Genomic DNA, 18,712 nt, shown 5'->3' on the forward strand with positions numbered 1-18,712 from the left:
CGCTTTTATAGAGCGCGGATTTTTTATGGTAAATTTTACCGTTGCACCCAGTTGTTAAGCGCGAACCAGGATAAAAGCGATATGCCTAACAGTACCGCAAGCAGCATAATAATCCACACGCCGCGGAAACCGCTGTTTTCCGTTTGCGGGGTGGCTTCGCGCGGGGCGCAAAGCGCTTTTAGCATTGCTTCGGCGCGCAGTTCGGCTTCGTCCTGCGGTTTGGGCGATAAGGTGGCCGTGCTGGCGGGGTTGGTTTGCTCCAACTTAATCAGCGCGTTTTCCAGTTCGTGCAAAATCTGCATTGCCCGGAAGCGGAAGGATTGGTAATCCTCTACTGAAATGCAGGCATTTTCGTGATAAATGAGCGCGTTGTCATTTAATTCCAAATAAATATTTCCGCGCGTTTTTAAGAGCCCGATTAAAAAGGGAGTTAATACCAGCCCCGCCGCCGGGGTGGGGGCGTGTACGCGGTAGCGGCTGTCCACCGCCGGGATATTCGTCTTCATTAACGCATATTGCGACGGCGCAAACAGCGAGTCTATCGGTGCGATTTTGAGCGCGGGGAATTGCCGCTTTTTGAGTTCCGCCGTAAAGAGCGTTAATTTGACGGGTTTGGTTTTGGGATTATCGTCCGTGTAAATATTGTCGTCGGCTACGCGCATAAAGGCCAAATTGTCCGATGTTGTGCTGACATTTTGGTATTGGTGAAAAAATAGCGTAAAAAATTCCAGCCGCCCTGCCGTCAGTTCGGTGGTAACGGTGTCCTTTTCCTTATCAAAGCGGCAACCGTTTAGGCGCGCCATTTGCGCCAGTTGGGCAGAACGGGTGCGCGTGGTGGCCCAAAGGCCTACGCCCGCGCCAAGCATAATAACAATAATCGCAATAGTCATATCCATATCATACCAAAAAAATCCCCGCGTTTTTTATCCGCGGGGATTTTCGTAAATAAGCAAGAACTATTTAATTTCTTGCGCGGGTTTTTTGCTGGTTAAAATGGCCCAGCCCAACACCGCCAAAAGCGCAATTACCACTACCCAGCCGATTTTGCCCAAGGGGGTAAAATCGTTGTGGTAATTGACGATAATCGGCGCCACGATAACGGCTACCATATTTACCACCTTAATCAAGGGGTTGACCGCCGGGCCCGCCGTATCTTTGAGCGGGTCGCCCACTGTATCGCCCACTACGCTGGCCTTGTGGCGTTCGGAGCCCTTGCCCGTGTTGGCCGCCAAATCGGTGGGTTCGTCTTCCACCACTTTTTTGGCGTTATCCCACGCGCCGCCCGCATTGGACATAAACACCGCGAGCAACTGGCCGGAAACGATAATCCCGGCTAAAAAGCCGCCCTAGGCTTCCACGCCAAACGCAAGCCCCACCACCACCGGGGAGACAATGCCTAACAAGGCCAAAATAATCAGTTCCTTTTGCGCGGCGACGGTAGAAATGTTTACCGCGCGGGTGTAGTCCGGCTTGGCTTTGCCTTCTAACACGCCACCTTTAAACTGGCGGCGGACTTCCTGCACGATAAGCGCGGCCGCACGGCTGACGGCGTTAATGGCAAAGGACGAGAACAGCCACGGCAAGGCCCCGCCGATAAGCATCCCAACGAATACCACCGGGTTGGAAACCACAATGCCCACTTGGGACAAAAGCGTAAGCACCTTGCCTTCGCCTGCGGCGGCCCAAGCGTCATTAAGCAAGCGTTGTACGTTGCTTACGTCCACCATATACGAGGCAAACAGCGATACTGCCGCAATTACGGCAGAACCGATAGCCACGCCTTTGGTAATGGCCTTGGTCGTGTTGCCTACGCCGTCCAAGTCCGCCATAATCTGGCGGGCTTTTTTGGTTTCGTCGTCCTCTTGTCCGTGCCAACTCATCTCGCCGATACCGTTGGCGTTATCGGCAATCGGGCCGAAGGAGTCCATCGCCACGTTGTTGCCCGTCAGGGTCAGCATCCCGATACCCGTCATCGCTACACCGTAGAGGATAAAGTTAAACTTTTCAGCAGGCGTCAGGCCGTCAATCGTACCAAAGATAAATACGGAGCAGAAGATAGAGGCTGCAATAACAAGCGTGGTCCATACGGCCGATTCAAAGCCTACCGCAATACCGGACAAAATGGTCGTAGCCGAGCCTGTGGCGGTGGATTTTTTGATTTCCTGTACCGGTTTGTTTTCCGTTCCCGTAAAGTATTCGGTCAAGCGGTCAATACCGATAGCCAAGATAATACCAATGGTGGTAGCGGCGAACGGTCTCCACCAGCCGCCGGGTACTTGGTCCATATAATAATATGCGAGCACGCCAAAAATCACTACGGAAATGGCGGCGGAAATGCTGTACCCTTTAAAGATAGCCTTCATTGCGTTCCCGGCGGAGCGTTTGGAATCCTTTACCGCATAGGTGCCGATAATGGAGCATAACACGCCGATACCGCGCACCAAGAGGGGGTAAACAATCCACTCGTGGTGGCCTGTAATCCGCCACAGCCCAATTCCCAGGATAAGACCGGAAACAATGGTAACCTCATAGGATTCAAAAATATCGGCGGCCATACCGGCGCAGTCGCCCACATTGTCGCCCACCAAATCGGCCACCACGGCGGGGTTGCGCGGGTCGTCCTCCGGGATGCCTGCCTCTACCTTGCCGACTAGGTCCGCGCCTACGTCAGCGGCCTTGGTGTAAATACCGCCGCCTACGCGCATAAATAAGGCCAGTAACGTACCGCCGAAACCGAAGCCCAACAGCGCATCCGGCGCGGCAATGCCAAAGATAATAAAAATAACCGTTCCGCCCAAGAGCCCCAGTCCGTCCGTCAGCATACCCGTAACAGTTCCGGCGCGGTAGGCAATGCGCAAGGCGTCGCCAAAACTGCGTTTAGAAGCCGCCGCCACGCGGACGTTTGCGTCCACGGCAATACGCATACCCAACTGGCCGACCAAAAGCGAAAAGACCGCACCCAATATAAAAGCCCCCGCACGGCCAAAGGCGGCAATGAGTTTTACTTTTTCGGGCGATAACCCGGCAAAGCGTTCCATAGAATCCTGCGAGACGGGTACAATATAGACGGATAAAAATAAGCAAACCGTCAGCAACCCAATCAGCGGCAAAATGGTTTTTAGTTGTCTTTTTAAGTAGGCGTTGGCGCCTTCCTTAATAGCGCCCCATACTTTTAACATTTCCGGGGTGCCGCAATCCTCGCGGATGACCTGCTTGCGCAAAAATAAGGCATACAAAAGGCCCAGCACCGCAATAAACAGTACGCCGAACAGCGCGTATTGTTCAAAGGTGCGCAGGGCCGATATTCCATACCACATAGCGTATCTCCTTTTGAACGGAAGTGAAACTTCCCCTATATTATAATAAATAATCCGCCAAACGGCGCTGGGGAAAATAGGCCTTTGGACCTAGGTAAAGAGGGCCCAAAGCCTCTTGAAGCGCGGCGGTTTGTTTTCTATACTATACGGTATGAAGCATATGAAACGGTTTTTTATATTTATTTGCACGCTGGGCTTGCTGGGTGTTTCGGCACAGGCACAGCGGCTTACGTCGCCCTTTTACACGCAGTTAAAAAGCAAAATGGCGGGTTCTGTGTTTGCGCAAAAGAACCCGGGCTTAAACCGCTTGGCTTGGATGCGCTATTATCCGGTCTCTAACCGGGTGGTGGAGCCGGTAGGAACTTGGGAACGGATAGGCTACTGGTTTGATTCATCCGATACTGTTTCCGCAATGGCTGGATATTTGTACCAAATGTACATTTCTGCCTCGGTGTACGGGGCCACGCAGGCACCTGCGCGCTTGGACGAAAACTATTTTGGCGCGCTGGATGCGTTTGAACATATGCGCGACAGTTTTAATGTGCAGGATAGTTTGGATTTTTACCGCAGTCATAAAAAGGAAATCAAAGCCCGCTTGGCTAATTATTTCAGCCAAGCGCGGTTGCCCAAGTATAATGCGGACGATTTGAAAAACGACTATGTAGAGGCGGCTTTTTTAAATACCTTAAAAAACTCCGCCGGAAAGACCGGGCGTGCAGGTTTTACCTTGGCCCGTGCCAAATGGACGGCATCTATCCCCGCGCAGGAAAAGGCTTTCTTTAAAAAATATATGCAAGCATCCTTGCAAGAATTAAGCCGCCAAGTGGTGTTGTACGAGGAAAACGCGGCTAGTTTGGACGTTTTGGACAAAACTGCCGGACGGTATAATTCCAGTTCCAAACAATACTTATACCGCCCCGCCTCCGACGAGTGCGCTGCCTGTACTTATGCTTCGTGCCGCAAAATTTGCCGCGCCGTGGTCGGCCGGGAAAATGCCCGGAGCGCAAGTAATTTGCGCCTGTACGAAATTACAATGCGACCGCAAAAAGGGGAATACCTGGCAGCGGCGGACGGAAAGACGAATTTTATTTCACCGGATGGCAAAAAATATCCGCAATGGCAATACCACGCCGCTGCGTTGGCGGTAGCCCGGCGCGACGGGAAATTTGTACCCGTGGTGATAGATAAATTTTTGTTTAAGGAACCGGTGGAATTTTCCGCTTGGCTTAAAAAGTTTGATGCTAAAACATCGGTAATGTATTTGAAACCGTTTCGGTTGCGGGCGGCGGATGAAAAACGCCTCGTCAGCCCGGACGGACGGAAAGGGAAAAACATTGTAAAAGATGGGCGGACTTATACGCCATATCCCGTTGGAAAATGATTTAAAAAAGCCCCGCTAAAAAGCGGGGCTTTTTACAAGATGTTTACCCGGCACAGCAGCCGCAGTCTCCGCCTGTAATGTCTTTAATATCCAGGCCGATATCCTCCAAGTCTTGCTCGTGTTCCACCTCGTCCTCCAAAATCTGGCGCAGTAAGTGGAAGGTAATCGGGTCCTTGTCCTTTACCATATCTAAGAGTTTGTTATAAACCTCTATGGCACAGCGTTCGCCTTGCAGGTTTTGCGCAAGCAGCATTTTGGACTCGCTATCCTTAGGCGCTAAATAGCCGCAGGTGCTTTCCTTATACCAATCCTGCGGGGCCAAAACAGGTGTGCCACCCAGTTCTATAATACGCTTGGCCAATTTGCCGGCGTGCTCCAATTCCTCTGCGGCGTGTTCCTCCATTTCCGCAATCAGTTTCGGGGCGCACGCGCCTGTGGCTACTTTGGCGCCCACCCAATATTGGTAGTACGCCAGCCACTCATCACAATAGGCTTTATTTAAAGCCGTTACCAACGCTTGCACATCTACCCCTGCTCTGTGTACGATTTCTTTTCCCTTCATCCCCATATTTTTACCCCCTGTTTGGTTATTGTCGGGTGCGCAAAAAAGCCGCCCCTTACCGCCAGTATAGCAGTTGGAGCGGCCTTTGCCTTGGGATAAAAAAGGTTAGTTAAAAGGCCCCGCCTATGATAAAGCCAACGAGGTCTCCGCCGTCTTGCAAGTTATGGGTATAGTTCAGCCCCACCGGGAGCGGAAAACGCCATAATTTGTAAGATAAAGTTGCCCCGGCGCCGCTGTGGGCGCGGTATCCGCCGCCCGCATAGACGTAGGCGTTTTCGTAAAACGGAGCCAAGGACAAAAGCCCCGTATTGTTTCGCAAGAGATAATAGACAAACGAGGCGCCAACGCCAAGGCCTCTTTCTCCGCGGATTTGGCGGTCATAACGGCCAAAGGTGAGTAAATCGGCGGATAAAACTTCATCGCTAAAAGACGCCTTAAACGCATCTTGCGCCTTGCCTTGTACAATTAGCATATGGCGGTTTTTCAGTTCTAACACCCACGCGGCGTTTACGCCCAGTTTGGCGATATCGTAATCGCTCCCCGTCCAGTTTCCGCCACCCGTATAAAAAATATCGGCGGCGTAGCCTTGGCGGGCGTGGGGAAGGTTGCGAAGGCTTTTTTCTTTATCGGTTAGCCCGTAGCCAGAAAGCGCGCCCATATTGGTGCCTTGGCGGATATCATCCGTCAGGCGCAGGCCCAAGGTAATTTGGTTATGGTTGCCGTTATCAAACCCCGAGGCGGAATAAGCATAGCGGACGTATTCCGGGCGGATAAACGCGCGGACGGTGCGGGAAAAACGGTGCGAATAAGTGGCGGAAACTTGCTCTTTTTTAGAGTGGACTTGGCCCTTTAAATCGTTGGTGTATTCGTCCTCGTCGTCGGTGGTGGAGAATATGCCAAACATATTGGAGCGGTAACCGCTGTAAAAACGCTGGTCAAAATTCAGTTTGGTGTAACCCACGGATAAATGGTCATCCCCTTGGGTAATCCCAGCGCTGGCGGTTGTGCCGTCTTGGCTGCCGCCCACAAATAAAAAGGTACTTTCGCCTTGTTTAAACAGGTTCCCGCCCGCAAGCGAAACACCCGCCGCACTTTTGGCCCCGCCCGCCGCAAAGGCGAGGGGAAAGATATAACTGCCGTCTTGGGCGTCAATGGATATGTTTACTTTGTCGCCTTGCGCTGTGGTGGAAAAGTCCAACTTTTTAAACACGCGCAAATTGTGTAAATCGTCCTGTGCTTTGTCGTATGTTTCGGGCGTAAACGCGTCGCCCGGTTTTAGCAGGAATAATTTTTTTAGCGTTTGGGGGCTCATCCGCGTGGAAGAGGCCGATACTTCGCCCACGGTTTGGGCGAAGGCGGAAAGCGAAAAACAAACCAGTAAAAGAGAGAGAAAAATCTTCATATATAAAATTATATCTTTTATACTTACCGGTAGGTAATTTATTGCTTAAAACATATTTGCTATAATAACCAACAAAGATATTAGGAGGGGCTATGCCCAGGCGTGATAAAGTAAATTATTATTTAGATTTAGCCGATGTAGTTTCCCAGCGCGGCACTTGCCTGCGCCGCCGTTACGGGGCGGTTATCGTCAAAAATGACGAAGTGATTTCTACCGGGTATGTGGGGGCACCCCGCGGGCGGAAGAATTGCACCGATTTTGGGTATTGTATCCGCCAACAATTAAATATCCCGCGTGGGGAACGCTACGAACTGTGCCGTAGTGTGCACGCCGAGGCCAACGCCATTATTAGCGCTCCGCGTGATAAAATGCTGGGGGCCACCCTGTATTTGGCCGGGCGCGAAGCCGACACTGGGGAATATATTAAAAATTCGTCCAGTTGCTCTATGTGCAAGCGTATGGTAATTAACGCGGGGATAGAAAAAGTGGTTATTCGCGATACGGAAAACGATTACCGCATAATTAACGTGCAGGAGTGGGTGGATAACGACGAGTCTTTAAACGGAACGCGGGGATATTAGGGGGCCTTTTTGCACGGAGGTATAATTATATGCGAAATTTAAGATGTTATTATTCTGCCCCATTAGCACGATTTCTGCAACAATCCATCGAAGAAATCTTAGGTACTATCCACGCCAATAATGCTACAACTGACACTACCATTCAGCAAAGTAATACTTGGAAGCAGGAGGTATTTGTTCTCAAAGAGCAATTAGCGGCTTTTAATGAAGGACAGATATTATTTGAATACACTATTCCTCGCATGGGTAAGCGGGTAGATGTTGTTTTTTTGCATAATAATATTGTTTTTTTGCTAGAGTTCAAATGTGGTGATGGGGAATATCATTCTGCAGCTTATGACCAAGTATATGATTATGCATTAGATTTACGTAATTTTCACAAAGAAAGTCATTACCGATTATTAGTTCCTATTCTCATTGCTACATCTGCACCAACATTAGAAAATACTATAAACGACAAAGAGCGAATACTCATGCCTTTGTGTTGCAATGCTCATAATCTTACAGATATTATTCAGCGGGTTTCCACCAGGTACAAAGAAAAGGCTTTTGATTATCCTCAATGGGTAGAATCGGAGTACTTACCCACACCTACAATTGTAGAAGCAGCTCAGGCCCTATATAGAGGACATAATGTACACGATATAACCCGTAATGACGCGGGCGCCACCAATTTAACTGATACGACCGAAGAACTTTCTAGAATTATTGATTATAGCAAGCAAAATCATCGTAAATCTATTTGTTTCGTTACCGGAGTTCCAGGAGCAGGGAAAACATTGGTAGGTTTAAATATAGCAGTTGAACGTTCAAATGCTCAAAAGGGTGAGCATGCTGTATTTTTATCTGGAAATTTTCCTTTAGTACATGTGCTTCAGGAGGCTTTGGCACGCGATAAAGTGGAGCAAGAAAAACAACTTGGGCAGAACCTTACAAAAAGGGAGGCTCTGCGGAGGACGTCTGCCTTTATTCAAATTATTCACAAATATCGGGACTATTTTGTGAATAATACTTATATTCCCCCGGAAAGGGTGGCTATATTTGACGAGGCACAACGCTCTTGGACTAAAGAAATGTTAGCTAAATTTATGAGTACGAAGAAAGGAATCAGTAATTTTCCATACAGTGAACCAGAATTTTTAATCAGTACGATGGATAGACACCAAGATTGGGCGGTAATTATCTGTTTAATTGGTGGCGGACAGGAAATAAATACTGGAGAGGCAGGTTTGCCGGAATGGTTTGCTTCTTTACAGCGTTCATTTCAATATTGGGATGTATATATTACTCCTCAGTTAAATGATGGGGAATACCGACGAGATAAAAGTTGGGAAGAACTGCTATGTGGATTAAATGTAACTGAAAGCCCAGCATTACATTTAAGTACCTCCATGAGGTCATTTCGCACTCCTTATTTATCTGCTTTTGTGAAAGCGTTATTGGATGTAAATAGGGAAAAAGCCAAAGAACTATATGCTCAAATCAAGGACAAATATCCTTTGAAAATTACTCGCAGTTTATCTGGGGCTAAACGGTGGATTAAAGAACAGGCCAGGGGAACAAATAAATACGGATTATTAGCTAGTAGTGGAGCAATGCGGTTAAAGCCAGAGGGAATCTTTGTTAAAAATGAAATATCCGTAGCTAACTGGTTTTTGAATGATAAAGACGACGTGCGTTCTTGCTATGCATTAGAAGATGTAGTTACTGAATTTGATGTGCAAGGATTAGAGGTAGACTTTTCTATTGTGGCTTGGGATGCGGACTTTCGATTTGATGGACAAAAATGGACCTATAATAATTTTGCAGGAACTCGTTGGACTCACATAAACGTTCCAGAAAAACAGCTCTACTTAAAGAATACATACCGTGTTTTGTTAACTCGCGCCCGTCAAGGAATGGTGATTTTTGTTCCCTATGGCAACATAAATGACGCTACACGTCTGCCATCTTTTTATGATAATACGTACAATTACTTAAAAACATTAGGTATAACTGAAATCATATGATGATTTCAGTTAATAGTGAAATATTTAAATAAAAAACCCGCCGTTAGGCGGGTAATATTTCAAATGGCGGAGTCGACGAGATTCGAACTCGCGGTCTCTGCCTTGACAGGGCAGCGTGTTAACCAGGCTACACCACGACTCCTTTACTTGCTACATATATATTCTAACTAATTCTGCGGTTTCCGTCAACACTTTTTAAAAAAACTTTATTTGTATAGGGAAATTAATCAAAATTTCCCCATAAAATTTGTTCCAATTCCAACTCCACTCCGTGTTTTTCCTTCACTTTTTGGCGCACTTGGTCCATTAACGCCTTAATATCTTCGGGGGTGGCGTGGTTAAAATTAACAATAAAGCCCGCGTGTTTTTCAGACACCTTAGCCCCGCCTACGGATAACCCGCGCAGGCCCGTGTCGTCAATCAGGCGCGAAGCATAATCCCCCACCGGGCGTTTAAACACGCTCCCGGCCGAAGGATATTCCAAGGGTTGCTTTTCCACGCGTTTGTGCTGAATGGTGTTGCGGGTTTCTATCAGTTGCGTAAATTCGCCCTTGGCCAGTTTAAAGCAAGCAGACAAAATAATGCAGTTTGCAATGCCTTCCACCCGGCGGTAGCCGAATTTAACGTCTTCTTTTAATAATGTTGCCGGGCGGCCTTCCAAATCTATTACGTCAAAATATTCCAGGCAGTCAAAGGTTTCCTGCCCGAACGCGCCCGCGTTCATATACACAGCCCCGCCAACACTGCCCGGAATGCCGGATAATTTTTCCATCCCGGCCAGCCCCGCCTTACAGGCCAGTTCGCATACTTTATCAAGCGCGGCCCCGGCCTCGGCGCGGATATGGTCGCCCTCTACACGGATGTTGTTCATTTTTTTGGTGGAGCAGACAATACCGCCAAGGCCCTTGCCACTTACTAAAATGTTAGAACCAAAGCCGATAATGCGCAGCGGAATATTGCCCGTGCGGGCCAGTTTTAAAACAAAACTCCACTCCTCCCGCGTTTGGGGATAAACATACACCTCCGCCGGACCGCCCGCCCGGTAAGTGGTATGCTGGGCCATCGGTTCGTTAAAGAGGCAGTTTTCGCCAAAGAAATTTTTTAATTCTTGCTTGTAATCCATATCCGGTTAAAAGTTAAGCCCAATGCCGCCCTGCAAGGCGTGGTTGTCGGCTGTATAGGTATAAGCGCCAAACATATAGACGAACGGGAACGGTTTTACATTTACGCCCGCCGTATAGCGCACGGCGCCGTCCGAGGTGGAGCGTTCCTCGCCCAGATTCCGCGTTTTCAGTTCGCCGTAGTCGTAGCCTACGCCCACATACGGGGTGAAGAACAGCACGCTCATAGAAGCCACGGCGGAAGCGGAATAGTGGTCCGTTGTGTACCAGTCGGTCTTGCCGCGGTCATAAAAGCCCGCCAAGGACAAATGAACCGTATCAAATAAATCGTAATTATATTTTAAACCGCCGCCCAAGGATTGAAAGCCGTTCATATCCGTTCCGCGTACCACAACTCCCAAGTCCAGCACCGGGATTTTGGTTTCGGCGGTAATAAAGCCGGCATACAGGTAATCGTCGGAGGTAATATTGTTTTTGTCGGAAGGTTTAACGGCGCTTAACGTGGCCCCGATATCAAAGCCCGGAAAGGTGGTCCCTCTGCCGGTGTGGAAATCGGCCACGCCAATCATAGCGTTAATATCTTTATTATAGGCGGACAAGTCGGACGATGCGGAATAATGCGCGCGGAAATCGTCTGCGATATTGGTGGCGGAAGCATAACCCGCCAAGGTGAAAAAAGCGAACAAAAGGGCTAAAAGTTTCTTCATAGTTTTCTCCATTGCGAAATTGCAAGATATATAATATGATAGAAAATGACGGGGGGATGTGCAACCCGTCCGGCGGATAAGGACAACGAGCCGACCGCCTAGGAGTGAACTATGGTAAGCAAATTAGCCGGAACTCTGACAAAAGAAAGAATTGACGTAAACGCATTAAGAGAACAATTTTTTAACCCGCAAGGCACGCCCGTGCCCGTGAAATTTGGCACATCAGGCCACCGCGGCAGTTTAGGGACGGGCTTTTGCGCCCTGCACGCCCGCGCGATTGCGCAGGCGGTAGCGCGTATTCATCAGGAACAGCATATTACGGGGCCGATTTTGGTGGGGGGAGATACGCGTTTAATGTCGCGCGATACGGCCAATTTGTGCGCCGAGGTGCTTACAGGGAACGGGCTCACCGTTATTTTGCCTGATATGCCCTTGCCCACGCCCGTTTTTTCCTTTGAAATTATTAACGGCCGTGCGAGCGCTTCGCTAAACGGCACCGCCAGCCACAACCCGCCGCAGGATATGGGTTTAAAATACAATCCGTCTAATGGCGGTCCGGCGGATGCGGCGGTAACGGGCAAAATTGAAACATATGCCAACTATTATATGGCGCATACGGACGAAATTAAATCCTTGGACCTTGCGCAGGCGCGCCAAAAGGGACTTGTCCGGCAGGCCGATTTGATTACGCCCTATATCACGGCGCTTGCTAAATTTATTGATTTTAAAAAGATTGCCGCTTCCCCGCTTAAATTTGCTATTCACCCGCTGGGCGGTAGCAGTTTGGCGTTTTACGAAGCCATTAAGGAAAAATACCACTTGGACAATGTGGAGATTGTCAGCAAGGTGCAGGACCCCACCTTCTACTTTATCCCCATTGACCACGACGGCAAAATCCGTATGGACCCCTCGTCTAAATACCCGATGTCGCCGCTTATTAAACTGGTGGAGGACGGCACTTATGATTTTGCCGGTGCCAGCGACCCGGACGCCGACCGCTTTGGCTGCGCTACCAAAAAGGGCGGCTTAATTCCGCCGAACCACGCTCTGTGCGTAATGGCGGATTACTTGTACCGCCACCAAAAGGTGCGCGAGGCTTATTCCATTGGCCGGACCTTGGGCACGACTGCGCTGTTAGACCGCATTGCGGCGGACCACGGGCTGAAATTGGACGAGGTAAACGTCGGCTTTAAATACTTTGTAGAAGGCATTGTAAAGCGCAAATATGTGCTGGCCGGAGAGGAAAGCGCGGGGATGTCCGTCAGCGGCTGGACCCCGGAAAAGGACGGCATTTTGGCCGTGTGCCTGCTAATGGAAATTACTGCCGCAGAGGGCGATATTGCCGCGTTGTACGACGGTTTGACCGCCAAGTATGGCACGCCCTATTATACGCGGGTGGATATCCCGACCGACGAAGTCACCAAAAAGCGCGTAAAGGGCTTAAAGGCGTCTGATTTTGATACGCTCCAACAGGTGGCGGGTGAACGGGTAACCCGCGTGCGCGATACGGACGGCATTAAAATTTATTTGCAGTCCTCGTGGCTGTTGGTGCGGCCTTCCGGCACGGAAAATATTTTAAAAATCTATGCCGAAACCTTTATCAGCCAAAAGCATTTGGACGAACTGATTAAGCAAGCCCAACGGCTGTTGGCGTAAAAAGGATAGCCTTTACAAGGGGGGGCGGACCAGACGGCCCGCTCCTTTTGTTTTGGTAAAATAAAGTATATGATGAATTTTTTATATGTTGGGCTAGGCGGTTTTGTGGGCGCTTCCTTGCGCTATGGCGTTACGGTGTTGGGAGCCCTTTTATCGTGGAGAGGCCATTGGGCTACGCTGGCCGTCAATGTGCTGGGCAGTTTGGCAATCGGCTTTTTAGCCCCGTATTTTGAAGACTCCACCCACCCCGGGCGGCTGGTTTTGATAGTCGGCGTGCTGGGCGGTTTTACGACGTTTTCCTCTTTTTCGCTGGATACGCTTACACTGTACCACAACCGGGAATTTATTTGGGCCGGGTTAAATGTGTTGCTTAATGTGGCGGTTTGTTTGGCTGCGGTGTGGGGCGGTTTTAAATTACATCAAATATTGTAAAAATTGCTTATAAAAAGGGCCCGCGCTCGGTAAGAGGCGGGCCCTTGCTATATATATGTAAGGTTAAGCGCGACGGTCCAGTACGTAAAAACTGCCGTTTTCGTGCTTTTTGGCCAGGCATTTTAGTTCACTGCCGATATTGCTGACCATAGCAAACGAAGTAAGCGGTTTTTTGGTGTTGTGTACAATGCCGATACCAATGGAAAGGAAATTAAATTTTTCCGTTTCGCCCTTGCGGTTGGTGGAAATCATATAGCCGTTGGTGCGGTCCTCGTCGTTGTAAAAGGACGGGGCGACAGCGTCGGTTTTGGAGGTAATTTCCTTGGCGATGGCTTCCGCCTTATCAAACGCGCAAACGACGATAAAATCGTCCCCGCCGATGTGCCCTACAAAAGAAGTGGGGTCTTGCATAGCGGCGGATACGATAATTTGCGACTCGGTTTTGAGCACGCGGTCCCCGGCTTCAAAGCCGTATTTATCGTTAAAGGATTTAAAATTGTTTAAATCGCAATACAGCACGGCGAAGGGGTGCCCGGCGGCGATGTCCTGCTCTACGCGCGCTTGGATAGACGGATTGCCCGGCAGGCGTGTAAGCGGGTTGCAATCCATTTTTTGTTTGTTGCGCTTTAAGAGCAGTTTTACGCGCGCGACGATTTCGTCCTCATCGGCGGGTTTGGTTAAATAGTCGTCAATATCCAGCCCCAAGCCTTCCAGTTTGGTGGATTTGTCCGACACCGCGGTAAAGATAATAATCGGCGTGTGCAAATATCCCGTGCGGCTGCGGACCTCGCGCACGACGTCAAAGCCCGTCTTTTTGGGCATTTCGTAATCCAAAATCAACAAATCGGGGTTTTCTTTATAGGTTTTATCAATGGCCTCTTGGCCGTCCTCGGCCTCAATTACGGTAAACCCGGCATTGGTTAAAATTTCCGAAACTAAAAAGCGGATAGCGTGCGAATCGTCCGCCAGTAAAATTTTTGCATTGTGTTCCATAGGGATATTTAATTAAATATTACCGTCCCGCGCAATACCCCCTTTTTCGTATAATGAGTATATGACCTACGCCATTTTATTTATCGGTTTGCTCCTGGTATTGGGGCATATATTTTCGTCTTTGTTTGAAAAAACGCGCCTGCCGGATGTACTGCCCCTGATGGTGCTGGGGATGCTGATGGGGCCGGTGCTTCACTTGGTGGACCCGCAGTCTTTCGGGCAGGCCGGGCAGATTTTTACCACTTTGGCGCTCATTGTGGTGCTGTTTAAAAGCGGGCTTGAATTTCGGATTTTGTCCTTGCGCGGAGCCGTTGGGCAGGGGCTTTTATTAACCACCGTTTGTTTTGCCTTGGTAACCTTGGTAATTGGATTTTTGGCGCAGGAACTGTTGCAGGTCCCGCAAATTTACGCGTTTATCATTGGCGTAATCGTGGCGGACAACTCTACGGCCATTATTTCGCCCTTGCTTGCCAAATTACAAGTGTCTAAAACCGCTAAGACCATTTTGTTTTTGGAGGCCAATTTAACGGGCGTTTATTCCATTGTGCTGGCGATTGCGCTCTTGTCGGCGGCCTCGCACGGGGAAAAATTAACCGCCTCTTTGCTGGCGGTAGATGTGGTTAAATCCTTTGGTATCGGTATTATTTTTGCGTTGGCGGCGGGTGTGTTTTGGATGAGCATTTTAAACCGTGTGCGCCGCTTGGAAAACGCCATTTCGCTTACGTTTGCGTTTGTATTGCTTGTGTATAGCGTCAGCGGCATTATCGGCGGGGACGGGGCGATTGCCACGCTGGCGTTCGGCGTGGTGGCGGGGAATATGCGCCTTATTAAGCGGCTTCGCTTACCGCGGCTGGATTTCCGCAATTTGCTTACGCTAAACAACGGGGAAAAGGTATTCTTTGAGGAAGTGGAGTTTATTTTTAAAACACTTTTCTTTGTATATATGGGTATTTGTATGCGGGTGGGGCGGCTGGATTTGGTGGCGATTGGTTTTATATTAACGGTGGCTAAATTTATCTTCCGCGCTCCGGTGGTCAATTATTGCCTGTCTAAAAATTTGTCGCGCGGGGACTGCTCCGCCGTTTTGGCGATGTGCCCCAACGGACTTGTCAGCGCGGTGCTGGCGGCAATGGTGGCTTCCCAACTGCCCGAGGAAGGTTCCGTAGTGCAAGATGTAATTTATGCGGTCATCTTTTTTAGCGTAATCGGTTCAAACCTGATGTCCTTCCGTATAGAAAAGGGCGGGCTTAAATGGTTAAGTAATTCTCTCTTCCACCGGCACGCAGAGCCACAGGCGCAACTGCCTACCGAAAATAAATAACTTTAAAACGCCCCATAACAGGGGCGTTTTTACAGGGGTTTGTAAATGAAGGAAAGCAAATTTTGCCGGATGTGGTCGCGCCGCCACGAAAAGAAATTGTCCTTATCACAGCAAGTGCAATAGGCGGGTGCGTGGATGTTTTTGGCGGTTAGCCCGGCCTTTTCCAGTTGCAGGCGGATTTCGGTCGTTAAATCTACAAAAAATTTGTTGTTTTGGGTTAGCACGCTTTGGGGCGAAAATTGGCAGGCGGTATCCGCTTGCACCTCAAAACAGCACTTTTGGATATGTGGCCCCAAATAAGCAAAGAGGGGACCTTTTGCCCCAGCCTGTTTGAGGGCTTCGGCGGTTTTGTAGGGCAGTTGACGCACCACCCCGCGCCAGCCGCAATGGGCGAGCGCAAAGAAATTACCCGTAGTGTCCCATAAAAATAAGGGCACGCAGTCCGCCGTTAAAATAGCCGCGCCCCAGCCCGGGCAGTTGGCCAGCACCCACACATCGGCTTCTTGCGCGGGTTGTTGGGCTAAGGCTTGCGCTTCGGAGGGGGATGATATCAAAATAATTTTGTCGCTATGCGTTTGGTGGATATGCAAAATTTTGTCCGCCGGGATATCTAATGCCTGATAAACGGGCGTTTGGGCGGCGGTTTCGCGCATATTTCCCGTGTGGCGCGAGAGCGTGCCGCCGCGTAAACCTGTTGCAAGCAGTTGGTCGTCTGCGTAAATCTTCATAGGAGTTTTTTTAAATGTACGGTGGAAATTTTATCTGCCAGCAAGGTTTGCGCCAGTTTTTTAAAGCGTTGCGGGGCATCGCTGGCGTAAACGGTTACGCGCCCCTTCCCCTTGGTTTCGGCTAAATTGTGTTTGTCCAAAAATACGCGCGCGGCTTCGGCCAAGGTGTCGGCGGAATCCACCAAGGTTACTTTTTTACCTAAAATGTCGGCTAAAACGCCTTTTAATACCGGGTAATGCGTACAGCCCAAAATGACGGTATCGGCTCCGCTTTGAAGAACGGGGGCCAAATATTCGCGCGCAATTAATTGCGCGGCGGGTTTATTTGTCCAGTTTTCCTCTACAAGCGGCACAAACAGCGGGCAGGCCTGCTGGATAATTTGGGCATTTGGTTTCTTTTTTAAAATGGCTTTGGGATAAGCCTTGCTTTTTACGGTTCCTTCGGTGCCGAGTACGGCAATATGTCCGTTGCGGGTAACGCTTACGGCCTTGGCCGCGCCGGGCTCTATAACTCCCATAACGGGTACGGAAAGTTGCTTTTTGAGTTCGCCCAACGCTTGGGCGGAGGCGGTATTGCAGGCCGCTACAATCAGTTTTACGTTTTGCTCCTGTAAAAAACGGCCTATTGCCAGCGACAGGCGCGTTACGGCTTCCTTGGATTTGGAACCATACGGCACATTGGCCGTATCGCCGAAATAAATCAAATCCTCGTGCGGCAGGGTGCGGCGCAGAGCGTCCAAAATCGTCAGCCCGCCCAGCCCGGAATCAAACACGCCAATCGCTTTTTTTGTCATACGGTTATTATAGTAATTATATATCGGTTGGAACAAAGGCCTTTCTTTGTGCTAGAATATCCTTATGCTGAAAAAGGCGTTGTTTCTATTAATGGTGGGCTTGTGCTTGTGCGCAAGCGCCTTTGCCGCGCCCAATAACCAAAGCGCTCCGCTTTTGGTGGGGGGCAATTTTTCGTCGCACGCAACGCCGGCGCCCAATGCGGCTGTTTTCAATCAGGCCGCCCGCAATGCGGAAATTGCGCGCTTAAACGATATGCTCCGCCAGCAGAACTTCCAAGAGGCTATCAAACGCGTAAATGATTTAACCGCTAAAAACTTTGTGGATAACCGCTTCCATTTAATCTTGGCGATTGCCTATGACGGCCTGGCGAAATACGATGACGTGATTTATTCCGCCGGACAGGCGATTGCCGTCGCCCCGCAGGACCCGCGCGCCTATATCTTGCGCGCAGGTGCTTATTTGCAACAGCAAAATTACGAACGCGCCCGCCTGGATGTGGATATGGCGTTAAAGTTGAATCCTTCTTCTCGTTTGGCGCAAAAATTGCAACTGGAATTGGACGAAAAAACCGCTACCAAAACCGTGGACGATGTAGCCGCGCCAGCGGCCAAAAAGCCCGCCCCGCGCTGGGTAACGCTGTACTTTTTAGCGGTGTTTGTGGCGGTACTATTGTTTGTGTATTGGCGTTATGAAGATGTCTTCCGCCAGCCCAAAAACGCCTTTAACCGCCGCGAAGTGGACGTAAAGGAGCAATACGATTTTATCCGCCAAATCGGCGAAGGCGGTATGGGAAAGGTGTACGAGGCGTATGATAAGGTGTTAAAGCGCAAAGTGGCTATCAAGCGTGTACGCCCCGAACTGGTGCGCAGTTCATATGTGCGCGAGCAATTTTTGTCCGAAGCGCGTATGGTGGCTTTGCTGCGCCACCCGTGCATTGTGGAAATTTACACGGTTATTGAGTCCGAAAGCGCGCTTTACCTGGTGTTTGAATATGTGGACGGGCAAACCTTGGAAACCCGCTTGGATATTGACGGACGGTTGCCCTTTTCCAAGGCCAAAAAGATTTTTGAATATGTGTGCCGTGGGCTGCATTATGCGCACTCGCAGGATATTATCCATTGCGATTTGAAGCCCGGCAACATTATGATTTTTGACGATGATAAAGCCAAAGTAATGGATTTTGGCGTAGCCAAAAAATCCGTGGACCACGAAACGGGCGCCCGCACCGTGGCCGGAACGCCTGCCTATATGGCGCCGGAACAGCAGAAGGGTTTTATGCGCAAACAGAGCGATGTGTATTCCTTGGCACTGTGCTTGTATGAAGCCTTGGTGGGGCAAGTGCCGTGGACGGTAAAGGGCTTTGATATCGCCAACAAAAAGATTGTGCCTGTCTCCAAACTCGCGCCGGATATTCCCCCGGCGGTGGACCAGTTGCTGGAAGATGCGCTTAAAGAGGACCCCAAACAGCGTATCCAGTCCATTGACGAGTTTTGGAGCCGCTTGGAAGCCATTGAACCCCTGCCCGAAGACCCCGAACGGACACACTATTAATTTGTTTTTTACTAAAAAAGCCCTAGGCGAAAACCTAGGGCTTTTCTCTGTGCAAAAAACATCCTCCTGCGAAACTGCAAAGGCCCTAATTTTTATAACAGCAAAAAATGTAGTTTTTGTTGTTGATGTTGTGTTGTTTACTGTAAAGGGGTTGTT

15 protein-coding genes, 1 tRNA gene and 1 pseudogene are annotated in these 18,712 nt (G+C 49.5%); 7 read left to right on the forward strand and 10 right to left on the reverse strand.

The window, feature by feature from the left end:
* Positions 1 to 35: 35 nt before the first annotated feature.
* Both B2118_RS03825 and B2118_RS03830 read right to left on the reverse strand, forming a co-directional pair.
* Positions 36 to 890 carry a hypothetical protein gene (locus B2118_RS03825; RefSeq protein ID WP_428053392.1) on the reverse strand — a complete coding sequence of 285 codons (855 nt, stop codon included), beginning with the start codon at positions 888 to 890 and terminating at the stop codon, positions 36 to 38.
* A 66-nt stretch (positions 891 to 956) separates the two neighbouring features.
* Positions 957 to 3,317 (reverse strand): annotated as a pseudogene (locus tag B2118_RS03830) (sodium-translocating pyrophosphatase).
* A gap of 160 nt (positions 3,318 to 3,477) precedes the next feature.
* Here B2118_RS03830 and B2118_RS03835 point away from each other — a divergent pair.
* The gene (locus tag B2118_RS03835) at positions 3,478 to 4,698 is read left to right on the forward strand and encodes a protein-glutamine glutaminase family protein (RefSeq protein WP_428053393.1); all 1,221 of its coding nucleotides are present in this window, start codon (positions 3,478 to 3,480) and stop codon (positions 4,696 to 4,698) included.
* 43 nt (positions 4,699 to 4,741) lie between these two features.
* Here B2118_RS03835 and B2118_RS03840 read toward each other — a convergent pair whose 3' ends face one another.
* Together B2118_RS03840 and B2118_RS03845 are read right to left on the reverse strand one after the other, a co-directional pair.
* Complete coding sequence (locus B2118_RS03840; protein ID WP_428053394.1) at positions 4,742 to 5,266, reverse strand: ferritin-like domain-containing protein; 525 nt, start codon at positions 5,264 to 5,266, stop codon at positions 4,742 to 4,744.
* Between the two features lie 103 nt (positions 5,267 to 5,369).
* Positions 5,370 to 6,662, reverse strand: a complete 1,293-nt coding sequence (locus B2118_RS03845) for a POTRA domain-containing protein (protein WP_428053395.1) — start codon at positions 6,660 to 6,662, stop codon at positions 5,370 to 5,372.
* A gap of 92 nt (positions 6,663 to 6,754) precedes the next feature.
* On the opposite strand from B2118_RS03845, the gene B2118_RS03850 reads away from it, so the two are divergent.
* Both B2118_RS03850 and B2118_RS03855 read left to right on the forward strand, forming a co-directional pair.
* Positions 6,755 to 7,243 carry a deoxycytidylate deaminase gene (locus tag B2118_RS03850; protein WP_428053396.1) on the forward strand — a complete coding sequence of 163 codons (489 nt, stop codon included), beginning with the start codon at positions 6,755 to 6,757 and terminating at the stop codon, positions 7,241 to 7,243.
* Positions 7,244 to 7,272: 29 nt separating this feature from the next.
* Positions 7,273 to 9,252: a DUF2075 domain-containing protein gene (locus B2118_RS03855; RefSeq protein WP_428053397.1), complete on the forward strand. Its 1,980-nt coding sequence runs from the start codon at positions 7,273 to 7,275 to the stop codon at positions 9,250 to 9,252.
* 64 nt (positions 9,253 to 9,316) lie between these two features.
* Here the strand turns inward: B2118_RS03855 and B2118_RS03860 are convergent.
* The 3 genes from B2118_RS03860 to B2118_RS03870 all read right to left on the reverse strand — a co-directional run bounded on the left by B2118_RS03860 (position 9,317) and on the right by B2118_RS03870 (position 11,080).
* Positions 9,317 to 9,394, reverse strand: a tRNA-Asp gene (locus B2118_RS03860).
* Positions 9,395 to 9,475: 81 nt separating this feature from the next.
* On the reverse strand, positions 9,476 to 10,375 hold the full coding sequence (murB, locus tag B2118_RS03865; protein ID WP_428053398.1) for a UDP-N-acetylmuramate dehydrogenase: 900 nt from the start codon (positions 10,373 to 10,375) through the stop codon (positions 9,476 to 9,478).
* Between the two features lie 6 nt (positions 10,376 to 10,381).
* Positions 10,382 to 11,080, reverse strand: coding sequence for a hypothetical protein (locus B2118_RS03870; protein ID WP_428053399.1), 699 nt, complete (start codon positions 11,078 to 11,080; stop codon positions 10,382 to 10,384).
* A 111-nt stretch (positions 11,081 to 11,191) separates the two neighbouring features.
* On the opposite strand from B2118_RS03870, the gene B2118_RS03875 reads away from it, so the two are divergent.
* Together B2118_RS03875 and B2118_RS03880 are read left to right on the forward strand one after the other, a co-directional pair.
* The gene (locus B2118_RS03875; RefSeq protein ID WP_428053400.1) at positions 11,192 to 12,736 is read left to right on the forward strand and encodes a phosphoglucomutase; all 1,545 of its coding nucleotides are present in this window, start codon (positions 11,192 to 11,194) and stop codon (positions 12,734 to 12,736) included.
* Positions 12,737 to 12,805: 69 nt separating this feature from the next.
* Positions 12,806 to 13,168, forward strand: a complete 363-nt coding sequence (locus B2118_RS03880) for a fluoride efflux transporter FluC (protein ID WP_428053401.1) — start codon at positions 12,806 to 12,808, stop codon at positions 13,166 to 13,168.
* Between the two features lie 63 nt (positions 13,169 to 13,231).
* Here the strand turns inward: B2118_RS03880 and B2118_RS03885 are convergent, their stop codons facing one another.
* Positions 13,232 to 14,161 carry a GGDEF domain-containing response regulator gene (locus B2118_RS03885; RefSeq protein WP_428053402.1) on the reverse strand — a complete coding sequence of 310 codons (930 nt, stop codon included), beginning with the start codon at positions 14,159 to 14,161 and terminating at the stop codon, positions 13,232 to 13,234.
* A 61-nt stretch (positions 14,162 to 14,222) separates the two neighbouring features.
* Between B2118_RS03885 and B2118_RS03890 the strand changes: the two genes are divergently transcribed.
* Positions 14,223 to 15,482, forward strand: coding sequence for a cation:proton antiporter (locus tag B2118_RS03890; RefSeq protein ID WP_428053403.1), 1,260 nt, complete (start codon positions 14,223 to 14,225; stop codon positions 15,480 to 15,482).
* A gap of 29 nt (positions 15,483 to 15,511) precedes the next feature.
* On the opposite strand, the gene B2118_RS03895 is transcribed toward B2118_RS03890, so the two are convergent.
* Both B2118_RS03895 and murI read right to left on the reverse strand, forming a co-directional pair.
* On the reverse strand, positions 15,512 to 16,210 hold the full coding sequence (locus tag B2118_RS03895) for a polyphenol oxidase family protein (RefSeq protein WP_428053404.1): 699 nt from the start codon (positions 16,208 to 16,210) through the stop codon (positions 15,512 to 15,514).
* Positions 16,207 to 17,004 carry a glutamate racemase gene (murI, locus tag B2118_RS03900; protein WP_428053405.1) on the reverse strand — a complete coding sequence of 266 codons (798 nt, stop codon included), beginning with the start codon at positions 17,002 to 17,004 and terminating at the stop codon, positions 16,207 to 16,209. Before murI ends, B2118_RS03895 begins: the two co-directional genes overlap by 4 nt.
* 64 nt (positions 17,005 to 17,068) lie before the next feature.
* Here murI and B2118_RS03905 point away from each other — a divergent pair, with 64 nt between their 5' ends.
* Positions 17,069 to 18,556, forward strand: coding sequence for a protein kinase domain-containing protein (locus B2118_RS03905; RefSeq protein ID WP_428053406.1), 1,488 nt, complete (start codon positions 17,069 to 17,071; stop codon positions 18,554 to 18,556).
* Positions 18,557 to 18,712: the final 156 nt, after the last annotated feature.

This window comes from Candidatus Avelusimicrobium stercoris (assembly GCF_002437085.1).
GTDB classification, from domain to species: Bacteria; Elusimicrobiota; Elusimicrobia; order Elusimicrobiales; family Elusimicrobiaceae; genus Avelusimicrobium; species Avelusimicrobium stercoris.

Coding starts and splice junctions, on each gene's coding strand:
- B2118_RS03825 (WP_428053392.1), bottom strand. CDS start 890: ATGACTATTGCGATTATTGTTATTATGCTTGGCGCGGGCGTAGGCCTT.
- B2118_RS03835 (WP_428053393.1), top strand. CDS start 3,478: ATGAAACGGTTTTTTATATTTATTTGCACGCTGGGCTTGCTGGGTGTT.
- B2118_RS03840 (WP_428053394.1), bottom strand. CDS start 5,266: ATGGGGATGAAGGGAAAAGAAATCGTACACAGAGCAGGGGTAGATGTG.
- B2118_RS03845 (WP_428053395.1), bottom strand. CDS start 6,662: ATGAAGATTTTTCTCTCTCTTTTACTGGTTTGTTTTTCGCTTTCCGCC.
- B2118_RS03850 (WP_428053396.1), top strand. CDS start 6,755: ATGCCCAGGCGTGATAAAGTAAATTATTATTTAGATTTAGCCGATGTA.
- B2118_RS03855 (WP_428053397.1), top strand. CDS start 7,273: ATGCGAAATTTAAGATGTTATTATTCTGCCCCATTAGCACGATTTCTG.
- murB (WP_428053398.1), bottom strand. CDS start 10,375: ATGGATTACAAGCAAGAATTAAAAAATTTCTTTGGCGAAAACTGCCTC.
- B2118_RS03870 (WP_428053399.1), bottom strand. CDS start 11,080: ATGAAGAAACTTTTAGCCCTTTTGTTCGCTTTTTTCACCTTGGCGGGT.
- B2118_RS03875 (WP_428053400.1), top strand. CDS start 11,192: ATGGTAAGCAAATTAGCCGGAACTCTGACAAAAGAAAGAATTGACGTA.
- B2118_RS03880 (WP_428053401.1), top strand. CDS start 12,806: ATGATGAATTTTTTATATGTTGGGCTAGGCGGTTTTGTGGGCGCTTCC.
- B2118_RS03885 (WP_428053402.1), bottom strand. CDS start 14,161: ATGGAACACAATGCAAAAATTTTACTGGCGGACGATTCGCACGCTATC.
- B2118_RS03890 (WP_428053403.1), top strand. CDS start 14,223: ATGACCTACGCCATTTTATTTATCGGTTTGCTCCTGGTATTGGGGCAT.
- B2118_RS03895 (WP_428053404.1), bottom strand. CDS start 16,210: ATGAAGATTTACGCAGACGACCAACTGCTTGCAACAGGTTTACGCGGC.
- murI (WP_428053405.1), bottom strand. CDS start 17,004: ATGACAAAAAAAGCGATTGGCGTGTTTGATTCCGGGCTGGGCGGGCTG.
- B2118_RS03905 (WP_428053406.1), top strand. CDS start 17,069: ATGCTGAAAAAGGCGTTGTTTCTATTAATGGTGGGCTTGTGCTTGTGC.